Source organism: Mitsuokella sp. UBA4253 (assembly GCF_002395285.1).
GTDB lineage: Bacteria > Bacillota > Negativicutes > Selenomonadales > Selenomonadaceae > Mitsuokella > Mitsuokella jalaludinii.
The window spans coordinates 79470-102736 of the sequence record NZ_DGWR01000017.1 but is presented as its reverse complement, the minus strand read 5'-3'; the positions used below and the strand labels follow the sequence as shown (position 1 = coordinate 102736).

Sequence of the window (23267 nt, the reverse complement as noted above, 5' to 3'; positions counted from 1 at the left end):
CCTTTCCTCCATATCGTGAATCGTGAGCTGTCTCACTCGATGTTCTGGACCTGCTCGCGGAGCTTCTCAATCTCGCTCTTCATGTCGACGACGAGCTGCGCGGCCTCGGCCGAGCTCGCCTTCGAGGCGATCGTGTTCGTCTCGCGGTTCATCTCCTGGATCAGAAAGTCGAGCTTGCGGCCAATGGGACCGTCCGCCGACGCGAGGATGGCGCGGAACTGCTGGAAATGGCTGCCGAGCCGCACGACTTCCTCCGTGTAGTTGACCTTGTCGGCGTAGAGCGCCGTCTCCTGGATGATGCGCGTCTCGTCGATCTCCTGCTCAGAGAGCAGCTCCCCGAGCGTCTTCTCGAGGCGCTCGCGGTAGGCCTGCACGATCGTCGGCGCGAGGGCCTTGAGACGCTCGACGGACGCTTCGAGCTCGCCGAGGCGCACGAAGAAGTCGCGGCCGATGTTCTCGCCCTCGGCCTGGCGCATCGCATCGAAGCTCCGCAGGGCCTCACTGGCAGCCGCGCGCAGCACGGGCTCGAAGCCCGCGAGCTCTTCGTCCTTCTCGACCTGCAGGACATCGGGGTACGAGGCGACCTGCATGACGTCGTCGGGACGCGCGAGGTGCAGGAAGTCGCTGAGCTCGTCGAGCGCCGCGCGGTACGAGGCGGCGAGCTGCTTGTCGACGCGGATGGAGGCGGCGTGCTCGCGCTTGTCGAGATAGTTGACGAAGATGTCGACCTTGCCGCGCGCAGCCGTCTGGCGCACGAGGCGGCGCAAATTGTCCTCGAACGGCGAGAGCGGGCGCCCCATGTGGAAGGACAGCTCGAGGAAGCGCTGGTTGACAGCCTTGACCTCGACCGATACCTTGTATTCCTCATTCTCAACGACGGCAGAGCCGAAACCGGTCATGCTCCTGATCATAGCCTCACCCCCGTCAGTACGCGATCTCACCCGTGAAGACGAGCTCCGCCGGGCCCGTCATGAAGACGTGGTTCGTGGCCTCATCCCACTCGACCGTGAGCTTGCCGCCGTCGAGCTCGACCTCGACCTTGCGGTCCGTGCGGCCCGTCAGCACACCGGCGACGCACGTCGCGCACGAGCCCGTGCCGCAGGCGAGCGTCACAGCAGCGCCGCGCTCCCAGACGCGCATGCGCACGTGCTGGCGGTCGCGCACCTCGACGAATTCCGTGTTCGTCTTGCGCGGGAAGGCCGGATGCGACTCAAACGAGGCACCAAGTTCGTGGATTGGGAACGCCTCGGCATCATCGACGAAGATGACGCAGTGCGGGTTGCCCATCGAGACGCAGGTCATCTTGTAGTCCTGCCCCTTGACCGTGATATCCTCCTCGATGACGCGGTCCATGCCGAAGCCCTTGACGGGGATCTTCTCGCCCTCGAGCACCGGCTCGCCCATGTCGACGCGCACGCCTGTGACCTGGCCCGCCTCGATCTGCAGGCGCGGCACGAGGATGCCTGCGCCCGTCTCGACCGTGAACGCTTCCTTCTCGGTCAGGCCGAAGTCGTGGAGATAGCGCGCGAAGCAGCGGATGCCGTTGCCGCACATCTCCGCTTCACTGCCGTCTGTATTGAAGATGCGCATGCGGAAGTCCGCCTTATCGGACGGCAGCACGTAGAGCACGCCGTCGCCGCCGATGCCATAGTGGCGGTCACAGACCTGCTTCGCAAACGCAGCGAAATCATCGACGTTTTCCTTGAAGCAGTCGACCAGGACAAAGTCATTGCCACAGCCCTGCCATTTTGAAAAATGCATGAGGAATACCTCCTTTTACCTTATCCTTATATTCTACTGGTTTTGGCCGCCACTTGCAACCCCTTTCCGTACATCTGTACTTGAGTTCCCCCTGCGCAGATGGTACAATATTCCCGATACTATTATATAGAAGGAATGAGGAATCCATATGAGTCTTGACGGCTTTTCGATGCGCCCGCTGACGCGCGAGCTTGACGCAGCGCTCGCGGGCGGCCGCATCGACAAGATCACACAGCCCAATAAGCAATCCATCATCCTGTCCGTGCGCCAGCCCGGGCAGAATTTCCTGCTGCACATCTCCATCAACTCGCAGAACCCGTCGGCCCACCTGCTCGAGAAGAACCTCGAGAACCCGCCTGAACCGCCCGTCTTCTGCATGGTCCTGCGCAAGCAGATCGAGACGGGCCGCATTGCCCAGATCCGCCAGCACGGACTCGACCGCCTGCTGCTCATCGACATCGACTCGCTGGCCGCGGGCGGCCGCATCGTGACGAAGACGCTCGTGCTCGAGCTCATGGGCAAGTACAGCAACATCATCCTCGTGCAGAACGGCATCATCATCGACGCGCTGCGCAAGATCGGCGCGAACAGCAGCCGCGTGCGCACCGTCCTGCCCGGCCAGGCCTACGAGCTGCCGCCCGGACAGGAGAAGAAAGACCTCTTCACAGATGATATCGAGACCATTATGGCCATCGTGAAGGCAGACCCAACGCTTCGCCTTGACAAGGCACTCTTAGCCGCCTGCATGGGCTTCGGCCCTGTCTCCGCGAAGGAAGTCTGCTTCTCGGCAGGGCTCGCGCCCTCCATCCGCATCGAAGCGCTCGATGCGGCCGACTTCCAGGCTGTCAAAGGCGCCCTTGAGGAAATCCGCGAGGCGGCTGCGCACGGCGGCGAGGACGGCGATAAAGCCGTGCTCTTGCTCGGCGAGAACCAGAAGGTGCTCGCCATGGCCGCCTTCCCACTCCACTACCTGCCAGAGGCCGCCGCGCTCTCCTTCCCGACGATCAGCGCCATGCTCGAGAAGGCCGACAACCTGCTCGGCTCCTACGTGCTGCCCGACAAGGACCGCTTCCGCAAGCTCGTCAAGAATGAGAAGAACCGTGCCGAGAACAAGCTCACGAAGCTCGATGAGGAGATCGCGGCGGCGGAGAACGCGGAGGAATTCAAGGTGCGCGGCGACAACCTCATGACGTACCAGTACCAGTTCAAGGACCGCGAGGACGCGAGCGTGACCGTGCCGAACATCTACAGTGAGACGGGCGAAACCATCACGATCCCGCTCGACCAGCGCCTGACGCTCGTCGAGAACATGCAGGCCTGCTACAAGAAGTACGACAAGCTCAAGCGCGCACAGGAACTGCTACAGGTCCAGCGCCGCGAGTGCGAGGCAAATATCGCCTACCTCGAGAGCATCGAGGCGTCGCTGCTCGCCTCCTCGAATCTCGCGGAGATCGCCGAGATCCACAACGAGCTCATCGCCGCGGGCTACCTGCGCGAGAAGCCCAAGAAGAAGAACAACGACAAGCCCGCCCGCCCCTTCCACTTCCAGGCGCCAGACGGCACAGAAATCCTCGTCGGCAAGAACAACTACCAGAACGACAAGCTGACGTTCAAGACGGCGCGCTTCAACGACACCTGGCTCCACACGAAGGACATCCCTGGCTCTCACGTCGTCCTGCAGAATGGCGGCACAGAGCCGAGCGAAGAGGACATCCTGCTCGCCGCGAGCCTCGCCGCGCACTTCAGCAAGGCGCGCGGCTCCTCGAAGATCCCCGTCGACTACACGGAGATCCGCTACGTCAAGAAGCCGTCCGGCAGCAAGCCCGGCTTCGTCATCTTCACGAACCAGAGGACGCTCTACATCACGCCCGACGAGGCGAAGCTCGCCAAGGTCCTCGCGCAGGACCCGAGCTGAGCCTTCTCCGCGATCACGTTCCTGCAGGATATAAGAATACCGGCCGCACAGGAGGGGAACTCCATGCGGCCGGTATTTTTATGGGGATTCAGATCGCGGGGGAAGCGCAGTCTGAAAATCGGGAATCTATATCGTATTGTGAGAGGGAACTGCTGTCTGGCTCAAGCTTCTTCGAGCTCTGCCTCGAGCTCTTCTTCCGTCATCTCGCCTTCTGCAGCAGCGCGGCGCGCATCGCGGCGGCGAGCGTAGAGCAGGTAGTAGAGGGCAGCGCAGCCGACGGCGCCGAGGCCGACAACAAAGTAGATGCCCTGGAAGCCGAGGGATTCCTTGAAGGCGCCGAGCATGTACGGGCCGACGCCGAGGCCAAGGTCAAGGGCGATGAAGTACGTCGAGACGGCAACGCCGATGCGGACTTCCTTGACGAGCTTGACGCAGATGGCCTGACCATTCGACATGAACGTGCCGTAGCCGAGGCCGACGAAGACGCCGGCTACGAGCATCATCCAGCTCTGCGTCGTGATGGAGAGGAGCAGCAGGCCGATGGCCAGGCAGGCATACGTCGGGTACATGACGAAGTCCTCACCCTTGCGGTCGAACATGACACCGGCAACCGGGCGGGCAACCGTGACGGCGAGTGCGTAGACGACGAAGAACAGCGTGCCAGCCGTCATGAGCTGGAGCTCACCTGCATACGAGGCGAGGAAGCTCAGGACGCTCGAGTAGCAGACGGCGACGCAGAAGGCGACAATCGAGATGGCCGTGACTTTCGGCTCGAGGAAGTTCGCGATGTGGATCTCCTTGAGTGCGGCGCGGTGCTCTTCCGTGAGCTCCATCTCATCGACGTGCATGACAGCTGCAGCGCCGAGGCAGACGACGATCATGGCGATGCAGAAGTAGATGATGTCCTCGAACGGGAAGATCTGCTGCATGAGCATGCCGATGAAGGGGCCGATCGCAGCTGCGAGGCTCATCGAGAGCGCATAGTAGTTGATGCCCTCACCGCGGCGCTCTGCCGGAATCATCGTCGAGACAATCGTGCTCGTCGCCGTCGAAGCGATGCCGTAGCCGATACCGTTGAGGCAGCGGACGAGGAAGAGCATGGCCATCGAGTGGATGCCGAAGTACATGAACGTCGTCGCGAGGTAGAAGATGATACCGGCGAACAGCATCTTCCTGCGGCCGTAGAGCTCGACCGAGCGGCCCGCGAAGAGGCGCGCGACGAGCGTGCCGAGGATGAAGATGCCGGAAGCGAGGCCAGCCTCACTCATCGAGGCATTCAGCGAGTGGATGGCCTCCGATGCGATGATGACCATCAGCATATAGTAGATGATGTAAATCAGGAAATTGACAAGCGTATCAAGGATGAACCCTTTCGTCCATAACCGTGGTTTGGAAGACATAAATAAAATCAACGACCTTTCTCACAAAGAATAAATCAAATGTATGACAGTTATTGATTATACGGGGTCGCCTTGATTTTGTGTAGCGCATAAAAAAGATGCTTGTCATCATAAAAACAGATGACAAGCACCATTCTCTACGGGTTCTGTCGACATGACCTTCAGTCGCGTTTCCTGTGCATGGCACGCATAACAGCGTCCGCCCCATCTGGATGTTTTCGCGTTTTTAGGATGAGTCACGGAGAGGCGCTGCTAAAAAACTTCCTGTTTCTTCTGCTTTTGCGCGGGAGCCGTGCTCATCGCTTCTCGCGATGAATAGAGTCCTGCCCCTCATCAAAGCTCTGCAAGACGTGGCTGACGTAGTCGCGGATCAGGTCGATCTTGGGGCTGTTCTTCTTGTAGATGAGGCAGGCGTCGACGCGCAGCGGCTGCGCGAGCTCGTACCAGCCGTCGCGGCAGCCGAGTGCGCGCAGCAGGCGCTCCGGCAAGAGCGCTCCCGCCCCATTCTGCTGGCAGTAGTAGACCATCGCGTAAGGCGTCGAGAGGCGCGCCGAGATGACGGGCGTTTCCTTCTCGAGGACGGGCGCGAAGTACGCGTGGAACGTCTTGTTCATGAAGTAATTCTTCGGGTAGATGACGATGGGCAGGCGCGCGATCGCCTCGCGCGTGACAGGCACAACACGAGGCTGCAGGAGCGGCGCGTAATAGACGAGATTATCCCAGCAGAAGTGCGCCGTCTCGTACTCGGCCGCGCCGCCCGCCGGCAGCGAATCGGCGACGTAGTACGTCGAGGCGACGTCGAGGCGGTCATCCTGCAGCGCGCGGCAGATCTGGTCCGTCTCGAGATCGAATACGTTGAAGCGCAGGTTCTTGTTGGTCTGGCGGAAGTGCGCGATGTGGCGGTTCACCTGGATGTCGCCGAGCGTCCGCAGGATGCCGACATTGAGCTCAGCGGGCTGCGCGGCATTGGCCGACTGCAGGTCGTAGACGATCTTGTGCAGGCCATCCATCCAGTCCGTGATGCGCGCGAGGAATACCTTCCCCGCCTCCGTCAGGTGGCTGCCGCGCTTCGAGCGCTGGATGAGCGTGACACCGAGCGCGCTCTCGAGGTTCTTCATCTGCGCGCTGAAGGCCGACTGCGTGATGTTCGCCTCCTTGGCCGCTCGCGTGAAGTTCTGCACACGCCCGTAGATAATGAAGCATTCCAGCTGCTGGATGCTTGGCAAATCTCCCATCATAAAAGCCTCCCAATCGATCCGCGAGGATCATCCGACACGATATAAATACGATTTATCGAAACGATTGACTACCATTCTAACAGAGGCCATGTGATTTTGCAATACAGCCCACGAAAAAGAGGCCGCCGCATCGCTGCGACAGCCTCTGTTCTTTTCGGTCGAAGGGCGCCGGCTCCCATCACGTTGACTTGTGGTTGGCGTTCAAATCAATGGACTTGACTGGAGCCGGCAAGATAAAGCCTTTCGGCTTGCCAACCTACCCCCTTCATCTATTATTATAACGGAATACAAGGTCCAAAAAAAGGCGATTCCATTGTAGGAACTCACGAAAATATTTGTGAGTTCCTACAATAGAAAGCACTGGACAAGTGCTTTTTGCGCAATCTCCGCCTCATCCGTCCTCATTTTCGTCCGTTTCTCCCGCTTCTTCGGCTTCGCAGTCGAGGTACTGACAGACGAGCGAGCGGCCGCCCTCCCGCGCGAGAAGGTCGGGGAGCCAGTCCGGCTTCTCTTCATTGTCCTTGAGCAGGCATTCGAGCAGCACGTACGAGGCCAGCGCGTCCTCGAAGGCGCGGTGCTTCTTCTTCGTGTGCCAGCCAAACGACTCCAGGAGGGCGACGAGGTTGTACTTCTTACGCTTCGGCAGAAGCTGCTGTGCGAGGCGCACGGTGTCGAGATAGCGCGGGCAGAAGCGGATGTTCGTGTCGTTCTTGTGGTTCATGCGCATGAGCGCGAGGTTGATGCTCAGAATGTCGTTGTCACCGATGGCGTGGCCGACGACGAGGTCCTCCGGGTCGACGAAGTCGAGGAACTCCGGCAGGATGACGTCGAGCGGCGACTTGTCCCTGAGGTCCTCCTTCGTGAGGCCCGTCATGTTGCGCACCGTGCGGTTGATGAAGGTCCGCGGGCGAATGAGCCGGCGGAAGACTTCGATCTTGTCCGAGGCGATTGGCATGCGGATGGCCCCGATCTCGATGATGTCGTCGGGGAACGCCCCGGCCATCTCGAGGTCGAACGAGACGACGCCCCTCGGATGGAGCTCCGCGAGCCCCTCGAGGCTGACGGACTGCGCGTGGATGGCCCGCTCGAGCTGTTTCTTGCGCCGTCTCTGGCGGCGCTTGTTTTCCTGTTCCTTACTCCGCATGATACTCTCCTGTTCTACTCGCCTGCCCGCGCCAGGAGGCGCACGGCAGCATCTGCGATATCGGTGCATAATGGCCGCTATCTTTCGTCATCGCCTTGTCTGCCCATTGCACGGAAAGACGGTCCGGCGTATAATGAGCCTACAGCTTGCGCTGACAACAAAAAAAGGAGGATATTATGCAAAGTCTTCTACTCGTCTTCATCGGCGGCGGTCTTGGCGCCGCCTGCCGCTACTTCAGCACCACGCACATCGGGGCGCTCTTCGGCACGTACTTCCCGTTCGGCACGCTGTTCGTCAACACGCTTGGCAGCCTGCTCATGGGCTTCATCATGGGCTCGCTCGTCTTTCTGATGGAAAAGACCGGCTTCACGCTCGCAGAGCCCGCCCGGCTGCTCCTGACCGTCGGCTTCCTCGGCGGCTTCACGACCTTCTCATCGTTCAGCCTCGAGACGGTCACGCTCATCGAGGGCGGCAGCCTCTTCTACGCCGCCATGAACATCGCCGCCAATCTCGGCCTTTGCTTCCTTGCGACGTTCCTGGGCCTCGGCGCGACCAGAGCGCTCAGCGCGCTCTAACGCCTCCTGGCCACATTCCGGACGAAGGCGCCCATCGCCTTCTCGCTGACCTCTGCCTCTGCTTCATGCTGATCGATGGCCGTAAGCTCTCGCTGTAGCTTGTCGCGGAGGCTTCTTTCGTGCCGGCCGCCATCTTTCGCGACGGCCTGCTGTACCTGAAGGAGCATGAGAGCCGTCCTGCTGGCCGAAGCCAGGCGAACCGTCTGCTCAAGCTGCGGCCGGCACGCCTTGAGCTGCTCGGGCGGCAGCTCCTTCAAGAGGCGCCCTGCAGCCTTGGCGCGCGCGTCGGCCATGGCGAGAAGCGCCGCATGCGCTTCCTTGGCCCCTGCCCCATCCGGCCAGCTCTCCAGCAGGCGCTCAGCCGTTGCGGCAAAATCCGGGTCATCCGCGAGGCCAATTGATGTCCAGTCATTCTCGAGGTGGCGCGAGCCCGCGGCAAAGAGCGCCATGTCCTTTGCGAGCGGCCCGTACTGGCGCTTGATGGCCTCCTGCCACGACTTCTCGGGATCGTAGTGCTCGGGGTCTTCGGCGTAGTCAGCCCCCGTCGCCAAGGCGATTTTCGACAGGGCCTCGACCTTCATCGGGTTGAAGAAGATGGCGGGCAGATTCCCCTTCGGCAGGGGATCTACAGGGCCGAGCGCGAGCTTTGTCTCCATGTAGTCGTTGACGGGGTAATTCCACCAGAGACCAAGCGCCCGCCCGTAGAGCGCATCAGCTTTCGCGAGCGCCTCATCCGTCAGCGGCCCCTTCGCCACGCCGTCACCCGTGTAGAGCACCAGGACGTCGTGCGAAAGCCCCTCGGCGAACGCATCCGTGTAGGGCTTGCGCACGCCGCCTTCCTGCATGTCTGCGTAGAAGTACTCCGTCGGCACCGTCAGGAAGGCGCCGATGTCCGCGTGGCGCCTCCGCAGATCGCGCGAGACATCGTTGAGGAAAGACGCCTGGCCCGCGCCGTCCTTGTCCTTGATATCGTCAAAGAAGACGGCGAAGTCGCGCACGCCGAGGCGGTAGAGCACTTCGAGCTTGGCGAGCATCTTCTGGCGGTCGACATAGCCCTTGTAACCGTGCAGCGAGACATCGAGCCCCGGCGAGACGGCAAAGATGAAGCGCACGTCCTGTGCCTTGGCCGCCTTCACGAGCGCGCCGAGTTCCCGGAGTTTGTCCTCCGGGTAAGGTTCGCGCCATTTCTCGCGGTGGTACGGGTCATCCTTCGGCGCGTAGAGATAGGCGTTGAAGCCCTCAGCCCGGCAGAACGCGAGAATGTCGAGCCGCTCTTCCTGCTGCCACGGCGTGCCGTAGAAGCCCTCGATGACACCGCGCAGAGGCACGGGTGACGCCGAGACAGGCTGCATCGTCACGCCGCCCGCCAGGATGGCACCGGACACACCAAGGCACACCGCCATCTTTCTCACTTGTCGAAATCGCATCCAAACATCTTCCTTTCTGTTATCTATATCATATCACATTACGGCGAGAAAGTATCTCATCAGCAGAAAATTTTCACAGATTCTCCGCGCTTTTCTGCTCCTGTCTTCTAAAAGCGATGCGTCCATGATACAATAAAAAGATGAAAAAATGCAAGAGAACAAAACAGAAAGGAGGGAGCGCCCATGTCATGGTTTCATCTGCCGTCCTGCAGTGAGGGGCGACGCGCGTTCGGCAAGAAATGCCTGAAGCGCCTGGGGCTCGCTCTGCTCGTCGTCTGCCTCCTCATCCTCCTCGCACTCGAGATCATCAGCCGCGGCGCAGCGCAGATCTTCAACTACGCGATGGCAAACCAGGACATGCTGCGCGGCACGATCACGGTCGAGCGGCTGATCTCCGACATCACGGGCCACGTCTACTTCACAGGCCTCGAGTGGAAGGACCGCGAGGGCAATCCCATCCTCGAGATCCCGAGCGGCGACTTCCGCGTCAACGTCTGGGACGTCCTAACGCGCGACTTCAAGTCGACGACGATACGCGAGCTCACCGTCAATCAGCCCTCCGTATCCGTCCACCTCTCCGACGACATGAAGGTCGACTTCGTGCGCCCCTCGCCCGACATGGACCACCTCAAGAAGGAGTCTGAGGACTGGCGCGAGAAGGTCAACCTCGCGACGCTCGACGCGCGCGAGCGCCGCGAGGTCGGCCAGTGGCGCCGCAAGCACCACCAGCAGAAAGTCCAGCGCGACTGGCACAACTTCAACGCGGCGGGCAAGCATCTGAAACTGCGCCTGAACGTCCACGACGGCGGCGTCGAGGTCTTCTACCGCGAGCGCCACTACGTCATGAGCCACGTGCAGATGGCCGTCGACCTCGACACCGCAAAGCAGATGAGCCTCGACATGTCGATTGGCGGCTTCGGCGGCACGATGATCGGCGATGCCATCGCCCTCAACGGCACGGTTGACTTCACCGAAGCGCCAGAGCCGGCGTGCAACATGGCCCTCGTGCTCTACCAGGTCGACCCGTCCTCGCTCGGCTTCGGGATGAACATCCACGACAAGATGACGCTCTCGACGTACTTCACGGGTCCCGTCTCCCACCCTATTGGCACGGGCAAGGTCGAGATGGACGAGCTCCACATCCCGGGCCTCGACTTCGCAAATGTCGAAGGCAAGGTCTACTACGAGAACTCCCTGCTACAGTTCACCGACGTCACGGCCGACGTCTACAAGGGCAAGCTCACGGCCCGCGGCGACTACGACCTCGACACGCGCTTCTACAACCTCTACGGCCATGGCGAAGCCATGCAAACCGAGGAGGCCCTCCCCAAGAGCGGCCTGCACACGCGCGTTGACCTCGACCTCGAGATCCACTCAGAGGGCTCGGCCAAGAGCACAGTGTCGTCTGGCTCCTTTGTCTCAGGGCCGGGGCGCTACCGCCTGCTGCCGTTTGACAGCCTCTCCGGCAAGGTGACAGACGCAGGCGGCGACCTCCACTTCTACGATGCCGTCATCAATCTGCCGGGCTTCACTGTCTCGACAGACGCCTTCCACATCCAGCACGGCAAGCTCAGCCTGAACCCCATCAAGCTGACCGACAAGGAAGGGAAGCCGCTCTACACCTTTGTGCCGGACAAGTGATCATCCCCCACCTCTATCAACGGAAAGGAACAGCCAAATGCCAACTGCCAAGAATCCTGCATCACCCACGCCGCCCGCGCGCACAGTGCGCCGCCGCGGCATAGCGCTCGCGTTGACAGGCGCCGTCCTCTGGGGCGGCTCGGGCGTCGCGGGGCAGTACATCCTGCAGGACTGCGCCTTCTCGACGGAATGGCTCGTCGGCGTGCGCCTGATCCTCTCGGGCGCACTGCTGCTGCTCATCGACTTCGCCGCCTACCGCCAGAATCTCCTGACCGTCTTTCGCGAGCGGCGCGATTGCCTGGAGACCATCGCCTTTGCCGTCTTCGGCATGCTCGGCGTCCAGTACACCTACTTCGCCACAATCAAGTTCAGCAATGCCGCAACCGGCACGATCCTCCAGTACCTCATGCCGGTCGTCATCGTCGCCTGGACAGCACTGCGCACGCGCAGGCTGCCGCCCTTTGGCGAACTCCTCTGCGTCGCGCTCGCCGTCCTCGGTACCTTCCTGCTCGTGACGCACGGCAGCCTGACGCAGCTTGCCATCTCGCCGCCCGCCCTTTTCTGGGGCCTGCTCTCGGCCTTTGCCGCCGCCTTCTACACCGTCCAGCCGAAGCGCCTGATCTGCAAGTACCGCCCGACACTCATCATCGGCTGGGGCATGCTCGTGGGCGGCCTGCTCTTCCTGCCCGTCTCGCGCCCCTGGGACTTCACGGGTCTCTTCAACGCGACAGCCGCCCTGCTCTTTTCCTACATCATCGTCTTTGGCACCGTCATCGCCTTCGCTTGCTACCTCGGCAGCCTCCAGTACCTCCAGCCCGCCGAGACGAGCATCCTCGGCTCCGCCGAACCCCTCGCCGCCATCCTCCTCTCCGTCACCCTGCTCCACATCGCCTTCACCCCCTTCGACCTCCTCGGTGCCCTGAGCATCCTGGCCGCCGTCATCCTCTTGACGCGGAAATAAGCAAAATACGCGCAAAAAGAAAGCGTCTCATGCTGCATCATGCAGCAGAGACGCTTTTTGATTCTGTATCGATGCTCAGCTTCTCAGAGCCTCATCTTGAAGTCTTCGTAGCCGAACTGGCGGACGGGCTGCCAGCTGCCGTCCTCGTCGCTGGCGATGATGGCGGGCAGGGGCATGCCGTTGAAGGTGTTGTTCTTGACCATGGTGTAGATGGCCATGTCACAAAAGACGATGCGGTCGCCGACGGCGAGGGGCTCGTCGAAGGAGTATGTGCCGATCGTGTCGCCGGCGAGGCAGGTCGGGCCGGCGAAGGTGTAGGTGTGGGCCTTCTCCCCCGGCTCGCCGCTGCCGAGGACGGGCGGACGGTACGGCATCTCGATGACGTCGGGCATGTGGCAGGCAGCCGATGTGTCGAGGATGGCGATGGCGTTCTCCTGCTGGATGTCGAGCACCTCGGCGACGAGGAAGCCCGCGTTGAGCGCGACGGCCTCGCCGGGCTCGACGTAGACCGTCAGGCCGTACTTTTCCTGCATGCGGCGGATGCACTTCTTCAAGAGGGCGATGTCGTAGCCTGCCTTCGTGATGTGGTGGCCGCCGCCGAAGTTGATCCACTTCATCTGCGGCAGGTACTTGCCGAATTTCGCCTCGACCGCTTCGAGCGTGACGGCGAGCGCATCGGCGCCCTGCTCGCAGAGCGTGTGGAAGTGCAGGCCCTCAAGGCCCCCGATGGCGCTCTCATCAAAGTCGCGCAGGCGCACGCCGAGGCGCGAGCCCTCCGCGCACGGATCGTAGATGGCGTGGTCCTGCGTCGAACGCTCGGGGTTGATGCGCAGGCCGCACGAGACGCCGACTGCGAGTGCCTCCGGGCCGAACTTCTTCCACTGGGCAAAGGAGTTGAAGATGATGTGGTCACAGATCTTGGTGAGCTCCGCAAATTCCGACTCCTTGTAGGCGGGCGAAAAGACATGGTTCTCTTTGCCCATCTCCTCATGGCCGAGCTTGGCCTCGTAGAGGCCGCTGGCCGTCGTGCCCGAGAGGTACTGAGCGATCAGCGGGTAGTAGTGGTACATGGAGAAGCACTTCTGGGCGAGCAGCACATGCGCGCCCGTGCTCTCCTCCACCTCGTGCAGGATGCGCAGGTTGTGCTCCAAGAGGTCCTTCGCGATGACATACGAGGGCGTCATCACCTCGAAGAACTCCTTGCGGTATGTCAAGCTCCCCATCAGTCGACGAGCTCCGGATCAAAGCTCTCTTTCCACGGCAGGCCCCACTTGTTGAGGGCATCCATGAACGGATCCGGGTCGAACTCCTCGATGTTCTTGACGCCTGGGCCCTTCCAGGTGCCGTTCATGATGAGCATCGCGCCGATCATGGCCGGCACGCCCGTCGTGTAGGAGACGGCCTGCGAGCCGACTTCCTTGTAGCACTCCTGATGGTCACAGACGTTGTAGAGGTAGTACGTCTTGTCCTTGCCGTCCTTCTTGCCGCGGAAGATGCAGCCGATGTTCGTCTTGCCCTTCGTGCGCGGGCCGAGGCTTGCCGGGTCCGGCAGCACAGCCTTGAGGAACTGCAGCGGCACGATCTTCTTGCCCTCGAACTCGATCGGCTCGATGGACGTCATGCCGACATTTTCGAGGCACTTGAGGTGCGTGAGGTAGCTCTGGCCGAACGTCATGAAGAAGCGGATGCGCTTGATGCCCGGAATGTTGAGGCCGAGGCTCTCGAGCTCCTCGTGGTGCAGAAGGTACATGTCCTTCGGGCCGACTTCCGGGAAGTTGTAGACGCGCTTGATCTCCATCGGCTTCGTCTCGACCCAGTGGCCGTCCTCCCAGTAGCTGCCGTTGGCCGAGACTTCGCGGATGTTGATCTCAGGGTTGAAGTTCGTCGCGAACGGATAGCCGTGGTCGCCGGCGTTGCAGTCGAGGATGTCGATGTAGTTGATCTCGTCGAAGTGGTGCTTGAGCGCATAGGCGGCAAAGACGCCCGTGACGCCCGGGTCGAAGCCGGAGCCGAGGAGCGCCGTGATGCCGGCCTTCTCGTAGCGCTCGCGGTAGGCCCACTGCCACTTGTACTCGAACTTCGCCGTGTCCTCCGGCTCGTAGTTGGCCGTGTCGACGTAGTTCGTCTTCGTCGCGAGGCAGGCATCCATGATGTGCAGGTCCTGGTACGGCAGCGCGAGGTTCAGCACGACGTCCGGCTGGAAGTCCTCGATCAGAGCGATGAGCGCATCGACATTGTCGGCATCGACCTGCGCCGTGCGGATCTTCGTCTTCGTCGTGCCCTCGAGCTTCTCCTTGAGCGCGTCGCACTTCGACTTCGTGCGCGAGGCAATCATGATCTCACTGAATTCGTCCGAGTTCTGGCAGCACTTGTGGATGGCGACACTCGCGACGCCGCCGCAGCCGATGATCAAAGCTTTTCCCATGGTAATACCTCCTGAAGTATGGAATGATGGAATATAGAACGATTTCATTTCTGGATGTAGGGCTTCTCGAGCGCGAGCAGCATCTCGCGCAGGAGCTTGAGGGCCGTGGCCGTCGAGGCACCGCTCGGGTCAAGAGGCGGTGAGAGCTCGACCATGTCACAGCCGACGATGCGGCAGCCGCGGATGGTGCGCAGCGCGGCGGACAAGAGGTCCGTGAAGCGCACGCCGCCCGCCTCCGGCGTCCCCGTGCCGGGGAAGCACGAGGGGTCGAGCACATCGAGGTCGATGGTCAGGTAGACCGGGCGGCCCGCCAGCGACTCAATCGCCTCGTCGAGGCCCGCGAAGCTGAACTTCTGGATCTTCGTGTGGCCCTCGGCCGACCAGTACCACTCCGCGCGCTCGCCGCTGCGGATGCCGAACTGGAAGATGCGGCCGTCGCCGATGATCTCCCAGATGCGGCGGATGACTGTCGCGTGCGAGAGGCGGTTACCGAGGTACTCCTCGCGCAGGTCCGTGTGCGCGTCAAAGTGGATGACGGCGACATCCGGGTACTTTGCCTGCACGGCGCAGAAGGCCGGCAGTGTCACGAGGTGCTCGCCGCCGATGAGGAACGGCAGCTTGCCGTCCGCGACGATATCGCGCGCACACGCCTCGATGTCGCCGAGCGCCATCTCCGTGTCGCCGAAGCAGAGCTCGAGGTCGCCGCCGTCAAATACCTTCGCGTCCTCGAGGTCGAGGTCCTGGTACGGGCTGTACGTCTCGAGGCCGTACGACTCCGCGCGCATCGTGCGGCTCGCGAAGCGCGTGCCCGGGCGGTACGACGTCGTCGAGTCAAACGGCGCGCCGTAGAGCACGATGCGGCTCTCCTCGTAGGTGCTTTCACAGCCGAGGAACATCTCGACATTACGATTCCGGTTCAACATCTCTTAGCATCTCCTCCACATAATTCGGCAGGGCAAAGGCGCCCGCGTGCAGCTGCGTGTTGTAGTAGCGTGTCTTGAGCCCGAGGGCGTTCCAGCGCACCCAGTTGACGTCCTTGACGGGATGGCGCTTCTTTGAGGCAAAGCCGAAGAGCCAGTGGCCTGACGGGTACGTCGGGATGTGCGCCTGATAGACGCGGCTGATTGGGAAGGAATCGACGATGCGCTTGTGGGCGCGCTGCATCGCGTAGGCGTCCTGCTGGTAGAACGGGCTCTCGTGCTGGTTGACCATGATGCCGTCCTCGCGCAGCGCCTTGTAGCAGTTGCCGTAGAACTCCTTCGTGAAGAGCCCCTCGCCCGGCCCGAACGGGTCCGTCGAATCGACGATAATGAGGTCGTAGGCATTTTCCGCGTGGCGCACGTACTTGAGGCCGTCTTCGTAGTGGATGGAGATGCGCGGGTCAGAAAGGCATCCCGCCGTCTGCGGCAGGTACTTCTTGCAGACCTCGACGACGAGCTCATCGATCTCGACGAGGTCGATGTGGCGCACCGTCGGGTAGCGCAGGAGCTCGCGCACCGTGCCGCCGTCGCCGCCGCCGATGACGAGGATGTCGTGCGCATCCGGGTTGACGCACATCGGCACGTGCGTAATCATCTCGTGGTAGATGAACTCATCCATCTCCGTCAGCATCATGTAGCCGTCGAGCGTCAGGAAGCGGCCGAACTCCTTCGAATCGAAGATGTCGATGCGCTGGAATTCGCTGCGGCCCGAGTAGAGCTGGCGGTCCACCTTGATGGACAGACGGACTTTTGGCGTGTGGTGTTCGGTAAACCAGAGTTCCATAGAATCAAGATCCCCCCTTGTATATCATATCCTACGGCCATATCAGGCCGATATCGTATCTTGTTGTCTTGTCATTTCACGACATTGAGCCGCGCGAGCGTCATGTCTTCAGGGCCCGTCATCTGGCAGCCCTTCTTGCGCGCGTAGCGGATGTAGGTCAGGATCTCGTCCGTGATGCGCTCGCCCGGCGCGAGAATCGGGATACCCGGCGGGTAGCACATGACGAACTCACTGCAGACGCGGCCCGCTGTCGACTCGATGGGCAGCGACTCCTTCTCGGCGTAGAATGCCTCCTGCGGACCGTAGACGACCTCCGGCTCGATGTACTCGGCCTTGAGCATCTTCGAGGAATCCTTGCGGTAGTTGCGGCGGATCTCCGCGAGCGCCGCGACGAGGCGCTCGATGTCCTTCGGGCGGTCGCCGACTGAGACGTAGGCCAGGAGGTTCGCGATGTCGCCGAACTCCGTCTGGATGTCGTACTCGTCGCGCAGCAGGTCGTAGACCTCGATGCCCGCGAGGCCCGTCGGCCGCGTGAAGATGGAGAGTTTCGTCGTGTCGAAGTCGTAGACGGAGTCGCCGTTCACGAGCTCGCGGCTGTAGGCGTAGTAGTCGCCGATGGCGTTGATCTCGTCGCGCGCGTACTCGACAAGACGGATGACCTTGTCGAAGATCTCCTGGCCATGCAAGGCGAGGTTGCGGCGGCTGATGTCGAGGCTCGAGAGCAGGAGGTAGGAGCCTGAGGTCGTCTGCGTGATGTTGATGACCTGATGCACGTAGCCCGCATTGACAGCGGGGCCGCAGAGCAGCATCGAGCTCTGCGTCAGCGAGCCGCCCGACTTGTGCATGCTGATCGACGCCATGTCGGCGCCCGCCGCCATGGCCGAGACGGGCAGCTTGTCGTTGAAGTAGAAATGCGTGCCGTGCGCCTCGTCGGCGAGCACCATCATGCCGTGCTCGTGTGCGAGGCGAACGATCTCGCGCAAGTTCGAGCAGATGCCGTAGTACGTCGGATTGTTGACGAGCACGGCCTTCGCGTCGGGATGGCGCCTGATGGCGTCCTTGACTTCCTCGACACGCATGCCGAGCGAGATGCCGAGCGTGTGGTCCATCTGCGGGTTGACGTAGACCGGCACTGCGCCGCAGAGGATCAGCGCGTTGATGGCGCTGCGGTGCACATTGCGCGGCATGATGATCTTGTCGCCGCGGCCGACGGCCGTCAGCACCATCGCCTGCACGGCCGACGTCGTGCCGCCGACCATGAAGAACGCATGTGCCGCGCCAAAGGCCTCCGCTGCGAGCTTCTCCGCATCGCGGATGACCGAGACGGGATGGCAGAGATTGTCAAGCATCTTCATCGAGTTGACATCGACGTCGAGGCACTTCTCCCCGAGGAAGTCCCGAAGCTCCGGATTGCCGCGGCCGCGCTTGTGGCCCGGCACATCAAACGGCACGAGGCGCGCGCGCTTCATGCGCTCGAGCGCCTCGAGGATTGGCGCGCGGTCCTGAGTCAGATATCCTCCCATTTCCTTCACTTCCTTATCGTGTGTAGTATATGCACAGAGCACGTCACCTCAGTAGAGGTTGCGCCCACTGTAGATCTCGATCATCTCGCGGCGCAGGCTGTTGCTGATGGCCAGGCGGTCCTTCGGCGGGATCTCGTAGATGTCCGTATTGAAGAGGTAGTTCTGCAGCTGCGGCTCCTTGATGAGCATGCGCGTGTGGTAGAGATTCGCCTGATAGAGGTTGATGTCGACGGCATCGTAGCGGTCGAGCGTCTCCTTGGCGATGAACTCCTGGATGGACCGCATCTTCGAGTCCATGAAGAGCTTGCGGCCGTCGAGGTCGCGCGTGAAGCCGCGCACGCGGTAGTCCATCGTGATGATATCCGAGTCGAACTGTGCGATCATGTAGTCGAGCGTCTTCAAGGGCGTGATCTCGCCGCACGTCGCGACATCAATGTCGACGCGGAACGTCGCGATGCTCGTGCCCGGGTGGAACTCCGGATACGTGTGCACCGTCACATGGCTCTTGTCGAGATGCGCGAGGATCGTGTCGCCAAGGATGGCCGACTCGACCGGCTTCTTGCGTCCCGATGTCACCGCGTCTTCTTCCGCGATCAACATCGTCACGCTTGCGCCCTGCGGGTCGTAATCCTGCTTCGCGATGTTGAGGATGCGCGCCCCAATCATCTCCGTAACCGTCGACAGGATGTTCGTCAAGCGCTCCGAGTTGTACTGCTCGTCGATGTACTTGATGTAGTCCTGCTGCTCCCGCGCCGACTTCGCATAACAGATATCATAGATGTTGAAGCTCAATGCCTTCGTCAGGTTATTGAAGCCGTACAGCTTCAGCTTTTCCTCCAATCCACAAACCCCTGCCTTTCACCAAAAAGGCCACGGCTCCAGAAGCCGTGGCCTGTCTGCTATCGTTAGCTTTATTGTAGCAGATTCAACTCGTTGAAACAAGAAGAATCTTGCGCCCGGAGCCCCCTCTTGAGCAGGTGTCCCGGCCGTCAGCCGGGCTGCTCGAAGCGGCGCAGGATCGCGCGGTCCTCGTCGCTGAGCGCCTTCTTCGCGAGCAGGTCCGGACGCTTCTCCTGCGTCAGGCGCAGCGACTGCTCGTGGCGCCACTGGCGGATCTTCGCGTGGTCGCCCGAGAGCAGCACCTCCGGCACTTCCATGCCCTCGAAGTCGCGCGGCCGCGTGTACTGCGGGAAGCCCAGGAGCCCGTCGTAGAACGAGTCCGTCGGGGCCGACTCCGCATCGCCGAGCACGCCCGGCAGCATGCGCGAGACGGCATCCGTGATGACCATCGCGGGCAGCTCGCCGCCCGTCAGCACGAAGTCGCCGATGGAGATGGCCTCGTCAGCGAGCGGGTAGATGCGCGCATCGAAGCCCTCGTAGTGGCCGCAGATGAAGACGAGCTGCTCGTAGCTCGCGAGCTCCTTCGCCTTTGCCTGCGTGAAGACGGGCCCCGCCGGGTCCATGATCAGCACGCGGCGGCTCGCCGCATGCATGGCTGTCTCCTCAAGCACCGCGCGCACAGCGCGGTACATCGGCTCCGGCTTCAGCACCATCCCCGCGCCGCCGCCGAACGGCGAATCGTCGACATGCCTGTGCTTGTCGAACGAGTAGTCGCGGAAATTCGTGAAGTGGATGTCGAGGATGCCCTTCTCCACGGCGCGCTTCGTGATGCTCGCGCCGAACGGCCCCGCAAACATCTCCGGGAACAGCGTGATCATGTCAATGCGCATCGTCCGTCTCCTCCGGCAGATCGACGACCATGCGGCCGCCCGCGACATCGATCTCGCGCACGACGGCCTTGAGCGCCGGTATGAGCAGTTCGCGCCCGTCCGGGCGGCGCGCCTGGTAGACATCGTTGCTGCCCGTGCGCAGGACGTTCTCGACTGTGCCGAGCTCCGTGCCCGCCATATCATAGACCGTCAGCCCGATGATGTCGAAGGTGTAGAACTCACCCTCTTCAAGCGGCACAGCCTCGTCGCGCGCGACCGTCAGCAGCTGGCCCGTCAGGCGCATGGCCTGCTCGCGCACCGGGTACTCGCGGAACTTCAGCAGCACGAACTGCTTGTGGAACTTGCAGCTCTCGATGTGCAGCATCTCATCGCCGACCATGACTTCCTTCATGCCGGCAAAGCGCTCGACGAAGTCCGTCAGCGGGATGATGCGCAGCTCGCCGTGGATGCCGTGCACCGCGCCGACCTTGCCGATTGTCACGCGGTCTTTCTTCTTATTAGCCGCGGATAGCGATAATCTTGTCATCTTCCACCAGCACTTCCACATTCATGAGCTCACGCATATCGTCGCCGACCTTGACCTCGACCTGGCGCTCGAGCGTGCCCTGCACGATCTCCGAACCGATCTTGAGCTTCTCCGTCTGCTCCTTCTGCGCGAGAGCCTGCGCGCGGTACTCCGCACGCTTCTGGCGCTCCTGGCCGAAGTGCTGCTGGATGGCGTTGAGGCGCTGGATCTCCTGCGGCGTCGGCTCCTGCGGGTTTGCCGGGCCGTTTTCCTGCATGACGCGCTTCTCCTGGATGTCGAGCTGCTGCAGCTCGAGCTCTGCGCGCTGGATGCCCTCTGCGAGCTCCTTCGTCATCTTCTCCTTGAGCTTCTCCGTGACCTTGGCCTTGACCGTCACCGGCATCTTGAGCGAAATCGTATCCATGGTATTCCTCTTTTCTGCTTCTCTGCTTCTTGTTCAAGATACAAAAACAGCGGCAATACCCATGCCATGCAGATGCATGTGGGCGATGCCGCTCTTTTCAAATGATATCAACCGAGACTTTCTTGTTCTCCCGGGTGGCTGCGGCCTTGACAACCGTGCGCATGGCTTTCGCGATGCGGCCCTGGCGGCCAATGACCTTGCCCATGTCATCCTCATCCACGCGGAGCTCGAGCGTGACCTGACGGTCCTGCTGCTTCTCCTCGACGCGGACATCTTCCGGATGATCCACTAAGGACTTGGCGATGACTTCAACAAGTTCTTTCATGCTGTAGCCTCACTCAATCAGTTCTTAGCGTTCTTTACCTCAGCAAACTTAGCCATGAGGCCCTTCTTGCTGAAGAGATTCTTAACGGTGTCCGTCGGCTGAGCACCCTTGCCCATCCAGTCGAGAACCTTCTCCTCGTCAACATTGACGACTGCCGGGTTCTGGGACGGATCGTAGTTACCGAGGACCTCGATGAAACGACCATCGCGCGGTGCGCGGGAGTCCGCGACAACAATGCGATAGAACGGATTCTTCTTTGCACCCATACGGTTCAGACGAATCTTTACTGCCATGTGAATTCACCACCTTTCAAATCGTGATCAGGAAATATCTCAATGCATGAACGGCAATTTGGGAAGTCCCAGGCCGCCGAGATTCGGCAGGCCCTTTTTGCCCTTCTGCATCTTCTTCATCATCTTCTTCATCTCGCCGAACTGCTTCAGGAGCTTGTTGACGTCCTGCACGCGCGTGCCGGAGCCCATCGCGATGCGCTTGCGGCGGCTGCCGTTGATGATCGTGATGTTGGCGCGCTCCTTCGGCGTCATCGACTTGATGATTGCCTCAATCTGGCGCATTTCCTTACCGTCGAGGTCGATGTCCTGACCGGCGAGCTGCTTCTTGAGGCCGCCCATGCCCGGAATCAGGCCTAAGATGTTCTCGAGCGAGCCGAGTTTCTTGACCTGCTGCATCTGCGCGAGGAAATCATCGAGCGTGAACTCGTCCTTGCGCAGCTTCTTCTCCATCTTCTTGGCTTCTTCCATGTCGAAAGTCGCCTGTGCCTTCTCGACGAGCGAGAGCACATCGCCCATGCCGAGGATGCGCGACGCCATGCGGTCCGGATGGAACGGCTCGAGCGGCTCGAGCTTCTCGCCAAGACCGATGAACTTGATGGGCACGCCCGTGACCGCCTTGACGGAGAGCGCCGCGCCGCCGCGGGCATCGCCGTCGAGCTTCGTCATGACGACGCCATCGAGGCCGAGAGCGTCGTTGAACGCCTGCGCGACATTGACGGATTCCTGGCCCGTCATCGCATCGACGACGAGCAGGATCTCATGCGGATGAACCTCCGACTTGATGTCGCGAAGCTCCTGCATGAGCTTCTCATCGATCTGCAGGCGGCCCGCCGTATCGATGATGACGACATCGCAGGCATGCGACTGCGAGTAGCCGATCGACTCCTTCGCGATCGTCACCGCGTCCGTCCCCTGCTCCATCGAGAACACGGGGATGTCGAGCTGCTTGCCGAGGACCTGCAGCTGCGTGATGGCCGCCGGGCGGTAGATATCCGCCGCGACGAGCAAGGGGCGCTTGCCCTGCTTCTTGAGCGCAAGGCCGAGCTTGCCGGCCGACGTCGTCTTACCGGCGCCCTGCAGGCCGACCATCATGATGACCGTCGGCGGCTTCGGGCTCATGTTGAGACGGCTCTGCGTGCCGCCCATGAGCTTCGTGAGCTCCTCATCGACGATCTTGATGACGACCTGGGCAGGTGTCAGCGTCTCGAGGATATCCTGGCCGATCGCGCGTTCCTTGACGGTCTTGATGAACTGCTTGACAACCTTGAAATTGACATCGGCTTCGAGAAGCGCCATGCGCACCTCGCGCATCGCCTCATTGACGTCGTCCTCCGTCAGCTTGCCGTGGCCGCGGAGCTTCTTGAAGGTTGCCTGGAGTCGGTCCGATAAACTTTCAAAAATCAAAAATCATACCTCCCGGCCATATTCACTGCTACCGAGGAGAGGCACGAGCCGCGCGAGGATGTCGCTGACCGCAGCGCTGTTGGCATCCGTCCGCAGGGCCTTGACCGAGCGGCAGATGTCCGCGAGCACCGCGCGCTCCCTCTGGTAACGCGCCACGAGCCCAAGCTTCTCTTCGTACGATTCCATGGCCTTCTCAGAGCGATGGATGTTGTCGTAGACCGCCTGCCGGGAAATCCCGAGCTCCTCGCCGATCTCCGATAGGGAAAAATCCTCAAAGAGATGCATCTTGAGGCATTCCTGCTGCTTCTCTGTCAAAAGCGCCCCATAAAAATCAAACAGCGCCGACAAATACAAAAGCTGCTCCATCCTGCCCCACCTTAATCCTGATATCGTGCCAAGGCGTTTTGCTTGACATAGGCTATTATAGCGGCTCCTCGCCACCGTGTCAAGCATTTTTCCTTGTCAGGCCTAAAAAAATGAGTCTACTTGCTTTCCCTATGCAAAAATAGTATAATAAATGTAAGAAAAAACTACTGGGTGCGGCGCAGTTCCTCACTCGTTGGTTTATTTTATCACTTTCATGAAAATAACCGCTAAGTTTGGTCGCTCAGGCGGTTATTTTTTTACCATGATCAAGATGAGTAAGATCAGCAGAAGCTGCATCGTCGCTTGATCCAAGGCTATCACCTCGCCTGTCGATAGATTTCGACCTTTCTGCGAGGAACCGCCAGCCGTTCCCAGTAGCATTTCCAGTTTAACATGAACGAAGGCATCCAGCAAGTTTTTGCTGGATGCCTTCTCTTTTTCTGTTT

Annotated in this window: 24 protein-coding genes; 4 read left to right on the top strand and 20 right to left on the bottom strand. The window is 61.1% G+C overall.

All coding sequences use genetic code 11. The features are described 5' to 3' along the window. Positions 1–32 precede the first annotated feature (32 nt). Positions 33–911 (bottom strand): YicC/YloC family endoribonuclease, encoded by an 879-nt coding sequence (locus B2X55_RS10380; protein ID WP_286822065.1) that lies wholly within the window; start codon positions 909–911, stop codon positions 33–35. A 13-nt stretch (positions 912–924) separates the two neighbouring features. Next, entirely contained in the window at positions 925–1761 is an 837-nt protein-coding gene (gene dapF / locus B2X55_RS10375) for a diaminopimelate epimerase (RefSeq protein ID WP_286822064.1), read from the bottom strand. Between the two features lie 148 nt (positions 1762–1909). Between dapF and B2X55_RS10370 the strand changes: the two genes are divergently transcribed. Continuing rightward, positions 1910–3676, top strand: a complete 1767-nt coding sequence (locus B2X55_RS10370) for an Rqc2 family fibronectin-binding protein (protein ID WP_286822063.1) — start codon at positions 1910–1912, stop codon at positions 3674–3676. A gap of 161 nt (positions 3677–3837) precedes the next feature. Here the strand turns inward: B2X55_RS10370 and B2X55_RS10365 are convergent, their stop codons facing one another. From B2X55_RS10365 to B2X55_RS10355, 3 genes are all read right to left on the bottom strand, one after another. After that, complete coding sequence (locus B2X55_RS10365) at positions 3838–5076, bottom strand: MFS transporter (protein WP_286822062.1); 1239 nt, start codon at positions 5074–5076, stop codon at positions 3838–3840. A 296-nt stretch (positions 5077–5372) separates the two neighbouring features. Next, positions 5373–6311 carry a LysR family transcriptional regulator gene (locus tag B2X55_RS10360; RefSeq protein WP_036374875.1) on the bottom strand — a complete coding sequence of 313 codons (939 nt, stop codon included), beginning with the start codon at positions 6309–6311 and terminating at the stop codon, positions 5373–5375. Positions 6312–6705: 394 nt separating this feature from the next. Then, positions 6706–7458, bottom strand: coding sequence for a 3'-5' exonuclease (locus B2X55_RS10355; RefSeq protein WP_051652166.1), 753 nt, complete (start codon positions 7456–7458; stop codon positions 6706–6708). 176 nt (positions 7459–7634) lie between these two features. On the opposite strand from B2X55_RS10355, the gene crcB reads away from it, so the two are divergent. Next, positions 7635–8033 (top strand): fluoride efflux transporter CrcB, encoded by a 399-nt coding sequence (gene crcB, locus B2X55_RS10350; RefSeq protein WP_286822061.1) that lies wholly within the window; start codon positions 7635–7637, stop codon positions 8031–8033. On the opposite strand, the gene B2X55_RS10345 is transcribed toward crcB, so the two are convergent. After that, on the bottom strand, positions 8030–9460 hold the full coding sequence (locus tag B2X55_RS10345) for a protein O-GlcNAcase (protein ID WP_286822060.1): 1431 nt from the start codon (positions 9458–9460) through the stop codon (positions 8030–8032). The genes crcB and B2X55_RS10345 overlap by 4 nt on opposite strands. A 183-nt stretch (positions 9461–9643) precedes the next feature. Between B2X55_RS10345 and B2X55_RS10340 the strand changes: the two genes are divergently transcribed. Together B2X55_RS10340 and B2X55_RS10335 are read left to right on the top strand one after the other, a co-directional pair. Further along, positions 9644–11101: a hypothetical protein gene (locus B2X55_RS10340; protein WP_286822059.1), complete on the top strand. Its 1458-nt coding sequence runs from the start codon at positions 9644–9646 to the stop codon at positions 11099–11101. A gap of 37 nt (positions 11102–11138) precedes the next feature. Continuing rightward, on the top strand, positions 11139–12062 hold the full coding sequence (locus B2X55_RS10335) for a DMT family transporter (RefSeq protein WP_286822058.1): 924 nt from the start codon (positions 11139–11141) through the stop codon (positions 12060–12062). A gap of 83 nt (positions 12063–12145) precedes the next feature. Here B2X55_RS10335 and nspC read toward each other — a convergent pair whose 3' ends face one another. The 14 genes from nspC to B2X55_RS10265 all read right to left on the bottom strand — a co-directional run bounded on the left by nspC (position 12146) and on the right by B2X55_RS10265 (position 23235). Continuing rightward, positions 12146–13285 (bottom strand): carboxynorspermidine decarboxylase, encoded by a 1140-nt coding sequence (gene nspC / locus B2X55_RS10330; protein ID WP_286822057.1) that lies wholly within the window; start codon positions 13283–13285, stop codon positions 12146–12148. Then, a complete protein-coding gene (locus B2X55_RS10325; RefSeq protein ID WP_286822056.1) occupies positions 13285–14487 on the bottom strand; it encodes a saccharopine dehydrogenase family protein in 1203 nt (400 codons plus the stop codon). Before B2X55_RS10325 ends, nspC begins: the two co-directional genes overlap by 1 nt. Before the next feature lie 44 nt (positions 14488–14531). After that, positions 14532–15410 carry an agmatinase gene (gene speB, locus B2X55_RS10320; protein ID WP_286822055.1) on the bottom strand — a complete coding sequence of 293 codons (879 nt, stop codon included), beginning with the start codon at positions 15408–15410 and terminating at the stop codon, positions 14532–14534. Further along, positions 15391–16251: a polyamine aminopropyltransferase gene (speE, locus tag B2X55_RS10315; protein WP_286822054.1), complete on the bottom strand. Its 861-nt coding sequence runs from the start codon at positions 16249–16251 to the stop codon at positions 15391–15393. The genes speB and speE overlap by 20 nt, the downstream gene beginning before the upstream one ends. A gap of 71 nt (positions 16252–16322) precedes the next feature. Beyond that, on the bottom strand, positions 16323–17774 hold the full coding sequence (locus B2X55_RS10310; protein WP_286822052.1) for an aminotransferase class I/II-fold pyridoxal phosphate-dependent enzyme: 1452 nt from the start codon (positions 17772–17774) through the stop codon (positions 16323–16325). A 48-nt stretch (positions 17775–17822) separates the two neighbouring features. Continuing rightward, complete coding sequence (speD, locus tag B2X55_RS10305; protein ID WP_286822050.1) at positions 17823–18614, bottom strand: adenosylmethionine decarboxylase; 792 nt, start codon at positions 18612–18614, stop codon at positions 17823–17825. A 149-nt stretch (positions 18615–18763) separates the two neighbouring features. After that, entirely contained in the window at positions 18764–19504 is a 741-nt protein-coding gene (gene trmD, locus B2X55_RS10300) for a tRNA (guanosine(37)-N1)-methyltransferase TrmD (protein ID WP_286822049.1), read from the bottom strand. Beyond that, entirely contained in the window at positions 19494–20030 is a 537-nt protein-coding gene (gene rimM / locus B2X55_RS10295) for a ribosome maturation factor RimM (protein ID WP_286822048.1), read from the bottom strand. Before rimM ends, trmD begins: the two co-directional genes overlap by 11 nt. Then, positions 20002–20433 carry a YlqD family protein gene (locus B2X55_RS10290; RefSeq protein ID WP_036374908.1) on the bottom strand — a complete coding sequence of 144 codons (432 nt, stop codon included), beginning with the start codon at positions 20431–20433 and terminating at the stop codon, positions 20002–20004. The genes rimM and B2X55_RS10290 overlap by 29 nt, the downstream gene beginning before the upstream one ends. Before the next feature lie 97 nt (positions 20434–20530). After that, positions 20531–20758 (bottom strand): KH domain-containing protein, encoded by a 228-nt coding sequence (locus tag B2X55_RS10285; RefSeq protein WP_226868575.1) that lies wholly within the window; start codon positions 20756–20758, stop codon positions 20531–20533. Between the two features lie 17 nt (positions 20759–20775). Continuing rightward, on the bottom strand, positions 20776–21051 hold the full coding sequence (rpsP, locus tag B2X55_RS10280) for a 30S ribosomal protein S16 (protein WP_278823097.1): 276 nt from the start codon (positions 21049–21051) through the stop codon (positions 20776–20778). A gap of 39 nt (positions 21052–21090) precedes the next feature. Continuing rightward, entirely contained in the window at positions 21091–22455 is a 1365-nt protein-coding gene (ffh, locus tag B2X55_RS10275) for a signal recognition particle protein (protein WP_286822046.1), read from the bottom strand. 3 nt (positions 22456–22458) lie between these two features. After that, positions 22459–22821: a YlxM family DNA-binding protein gene (gene ylxM, locus B2X55_RS10270; protein WP_270528585.1), complete on the bottom strand. Its 363-nt coding sequence runs from the start codon at positions 22819–22821 to the stop codon at positions 22459–22461. Between the two features lie 249 nt (positions 22822–23070). Beyond that, on the bottom strand, positions 23071–23235 hold the full coding sequence (locus tag B2X55_RS10265) for a hypothetical protein (protein WP_286822045.1): 165 nt from the start codon (positions 23233–23235) through the stop codon (positions 23071–23073). Between the last annotated feature and the right edge of the window lie 32 nt (positions 23236–23267).

What these genes read in the sequence shown, in the direction of transcription:
- B2X55_RS10380 (WP_286822065.1), bottom strand. Translation starts at nt 911, where the DNA reads ATGATCAGGAGCATGACCGGTTTCGGCTCTGCCGTCGTTGAGAATGAG.
- dapF (WP_286822064.1), bottom strand. Translation starts at nt 1,761, where the DNA reads ATGCATTTTTCAAAATGGCAGGGCTGTGGCAATGACTTTGTCCTGGTC.
- B2X55_RS10370 (WP_286822063.1), top strand. Translation starts at nt 1,910, where the DNA reads ATGAGTCTTGACGGCTTTTCGATGCGCCCGCTGACGCGCGAGCTTGAC.
- B2X55_RS10365 (WP_286822062.1), bottom strand. Translation starts at nt 5,076, where the DNA reads ATGTCTTCCAAACCACGGTTATGGACGAAAGGGTTCATCCTTGATACG.
- B2X55_RS10360 (WP_036374875.1), bottom strand. Translation starts at nt 6,311, where the DNA reads ATGGGAGATTTGCCAAGCATCCAGCAGCTGGAATGCTTCATTATCTAC.
- B2X55_RS10355 (WP_051652166.1), bottom strand. Translation starts at nt 7,458, where the DNA reads ATGCGGAGTAAGGAACAGGAAAACAAGCGCCGCCAGAGACGGCGCAAG.
- crcB (WP_286822061.1), top strand. Translation starts at nt 7,635, where the DNA reads ATGCAAAGTCTTCTACTCGTCTTCATCGGCGGCGGTCTTGGCGCCGCC.
- B2X55_RS10345 (WP_286822060.1), bottom strand. Translation starts at nt 9,460, where the DNA reads ATGCGATTTCGACAAGTGAGAAAGATGGCGGTGTGCCTTGGTGTGTCC.
- B2X55_RS10340 (WP_286822059.1), top strand. Translation starts at nt 9,644, where the DNA reads ATGTCATGGTTTCATCTGCCGTCCTGCAGTGAGGGGCGACGCGCGTTC.
- B2X55_RS10335 (WP_286822058.1), top strand. Translation starts at nt 11,139, where the DNA reads ATGCCAACTGCCAAGAATCCTGCATCACCCACGCCGCCCGCGCGCACA.
- nspC (WP_286822057.1), bottom strand. Translation starts at nt 13,285, where the DNA reads ATGGGGAGCTTGACATACCGCAAGGAGTTCTTCGAGGTGATGACGCCC.
- B2X55_RS10325 (WP_286822056.1), bottom strand. Translation starts at nt 14,487, where the DNA reads ATGGGAAAAGCTTTGATCATCGGCTGCGGCGGCGTCGCGAGTGTCGCC.
- speB (WP_286822055.1), bottom strand. Translation starts at nt 15,410, where the DNA reads ATGTTGAACCGGAATCGTAATGTCGAGATGTTCCTCGGCTGTGAAAGC.
- speE (WP_286822054.1), bottom strand. Translation starts at nt 16,251, where the DNA reads ATGGAACTCTGGTTTACCGAACACCACACGCCAAAAGTCCGTCTGTCC.
- B2X55_RS10310 (WP_286822052.1), bottom strand. Translation starts at nt 17,774, where the DNA reads ATGGGAGGATATCTGACTCAGGACCGCGCGCCAATCCTCGAGGCGCTC.
- trmD (WP_286822049.1), bottom strand. Translation starts at nt 19,504, where the DNA reads ATGCGCATTGACATGATCACGCTGTTCCCGGAGATGTTTGCGGGGCCG.
- rimM (WP_286822048.1), bottom strand. Translation starts at nt 20,030, where the DNA reads ATGACAAGATTATCGCTATCCGCGGCTAATAAGAAGAAAGACCGCGTG.
- B2X55_RS10290 (WP_036374908.1), bottom strand. Translation starts at nt 20,433, where the DNA reads ATGGATACGATTTCGCTCAAGATGCCGGTGACGGTCAAGGCCAAGGTC.
- B2X55_RS10285 (WP_226868575.1), bottom strand. Translation starts at nt 20,758, where the DNA reads ATGAAAGAACTTGTTGAAGTCATCGCCAAGTCCTTAGTGGATCATCCG.
- rpsP (WP_278823097.1), bottom strand. Translation starts at nt 21,051, where the DNA reads ATGGCAGTAAAGATTCGTCTGAACCGTATGGGTGCAAAGAAGAATCCG.
- ylxM (WP_270528585.1), bottom strand. Translation starts at nt 22,821, where the DNA reads ATGGAGCAGCTTTTGTATTTGTCGGCGCTGTTTGATTTTTATGGGGCG.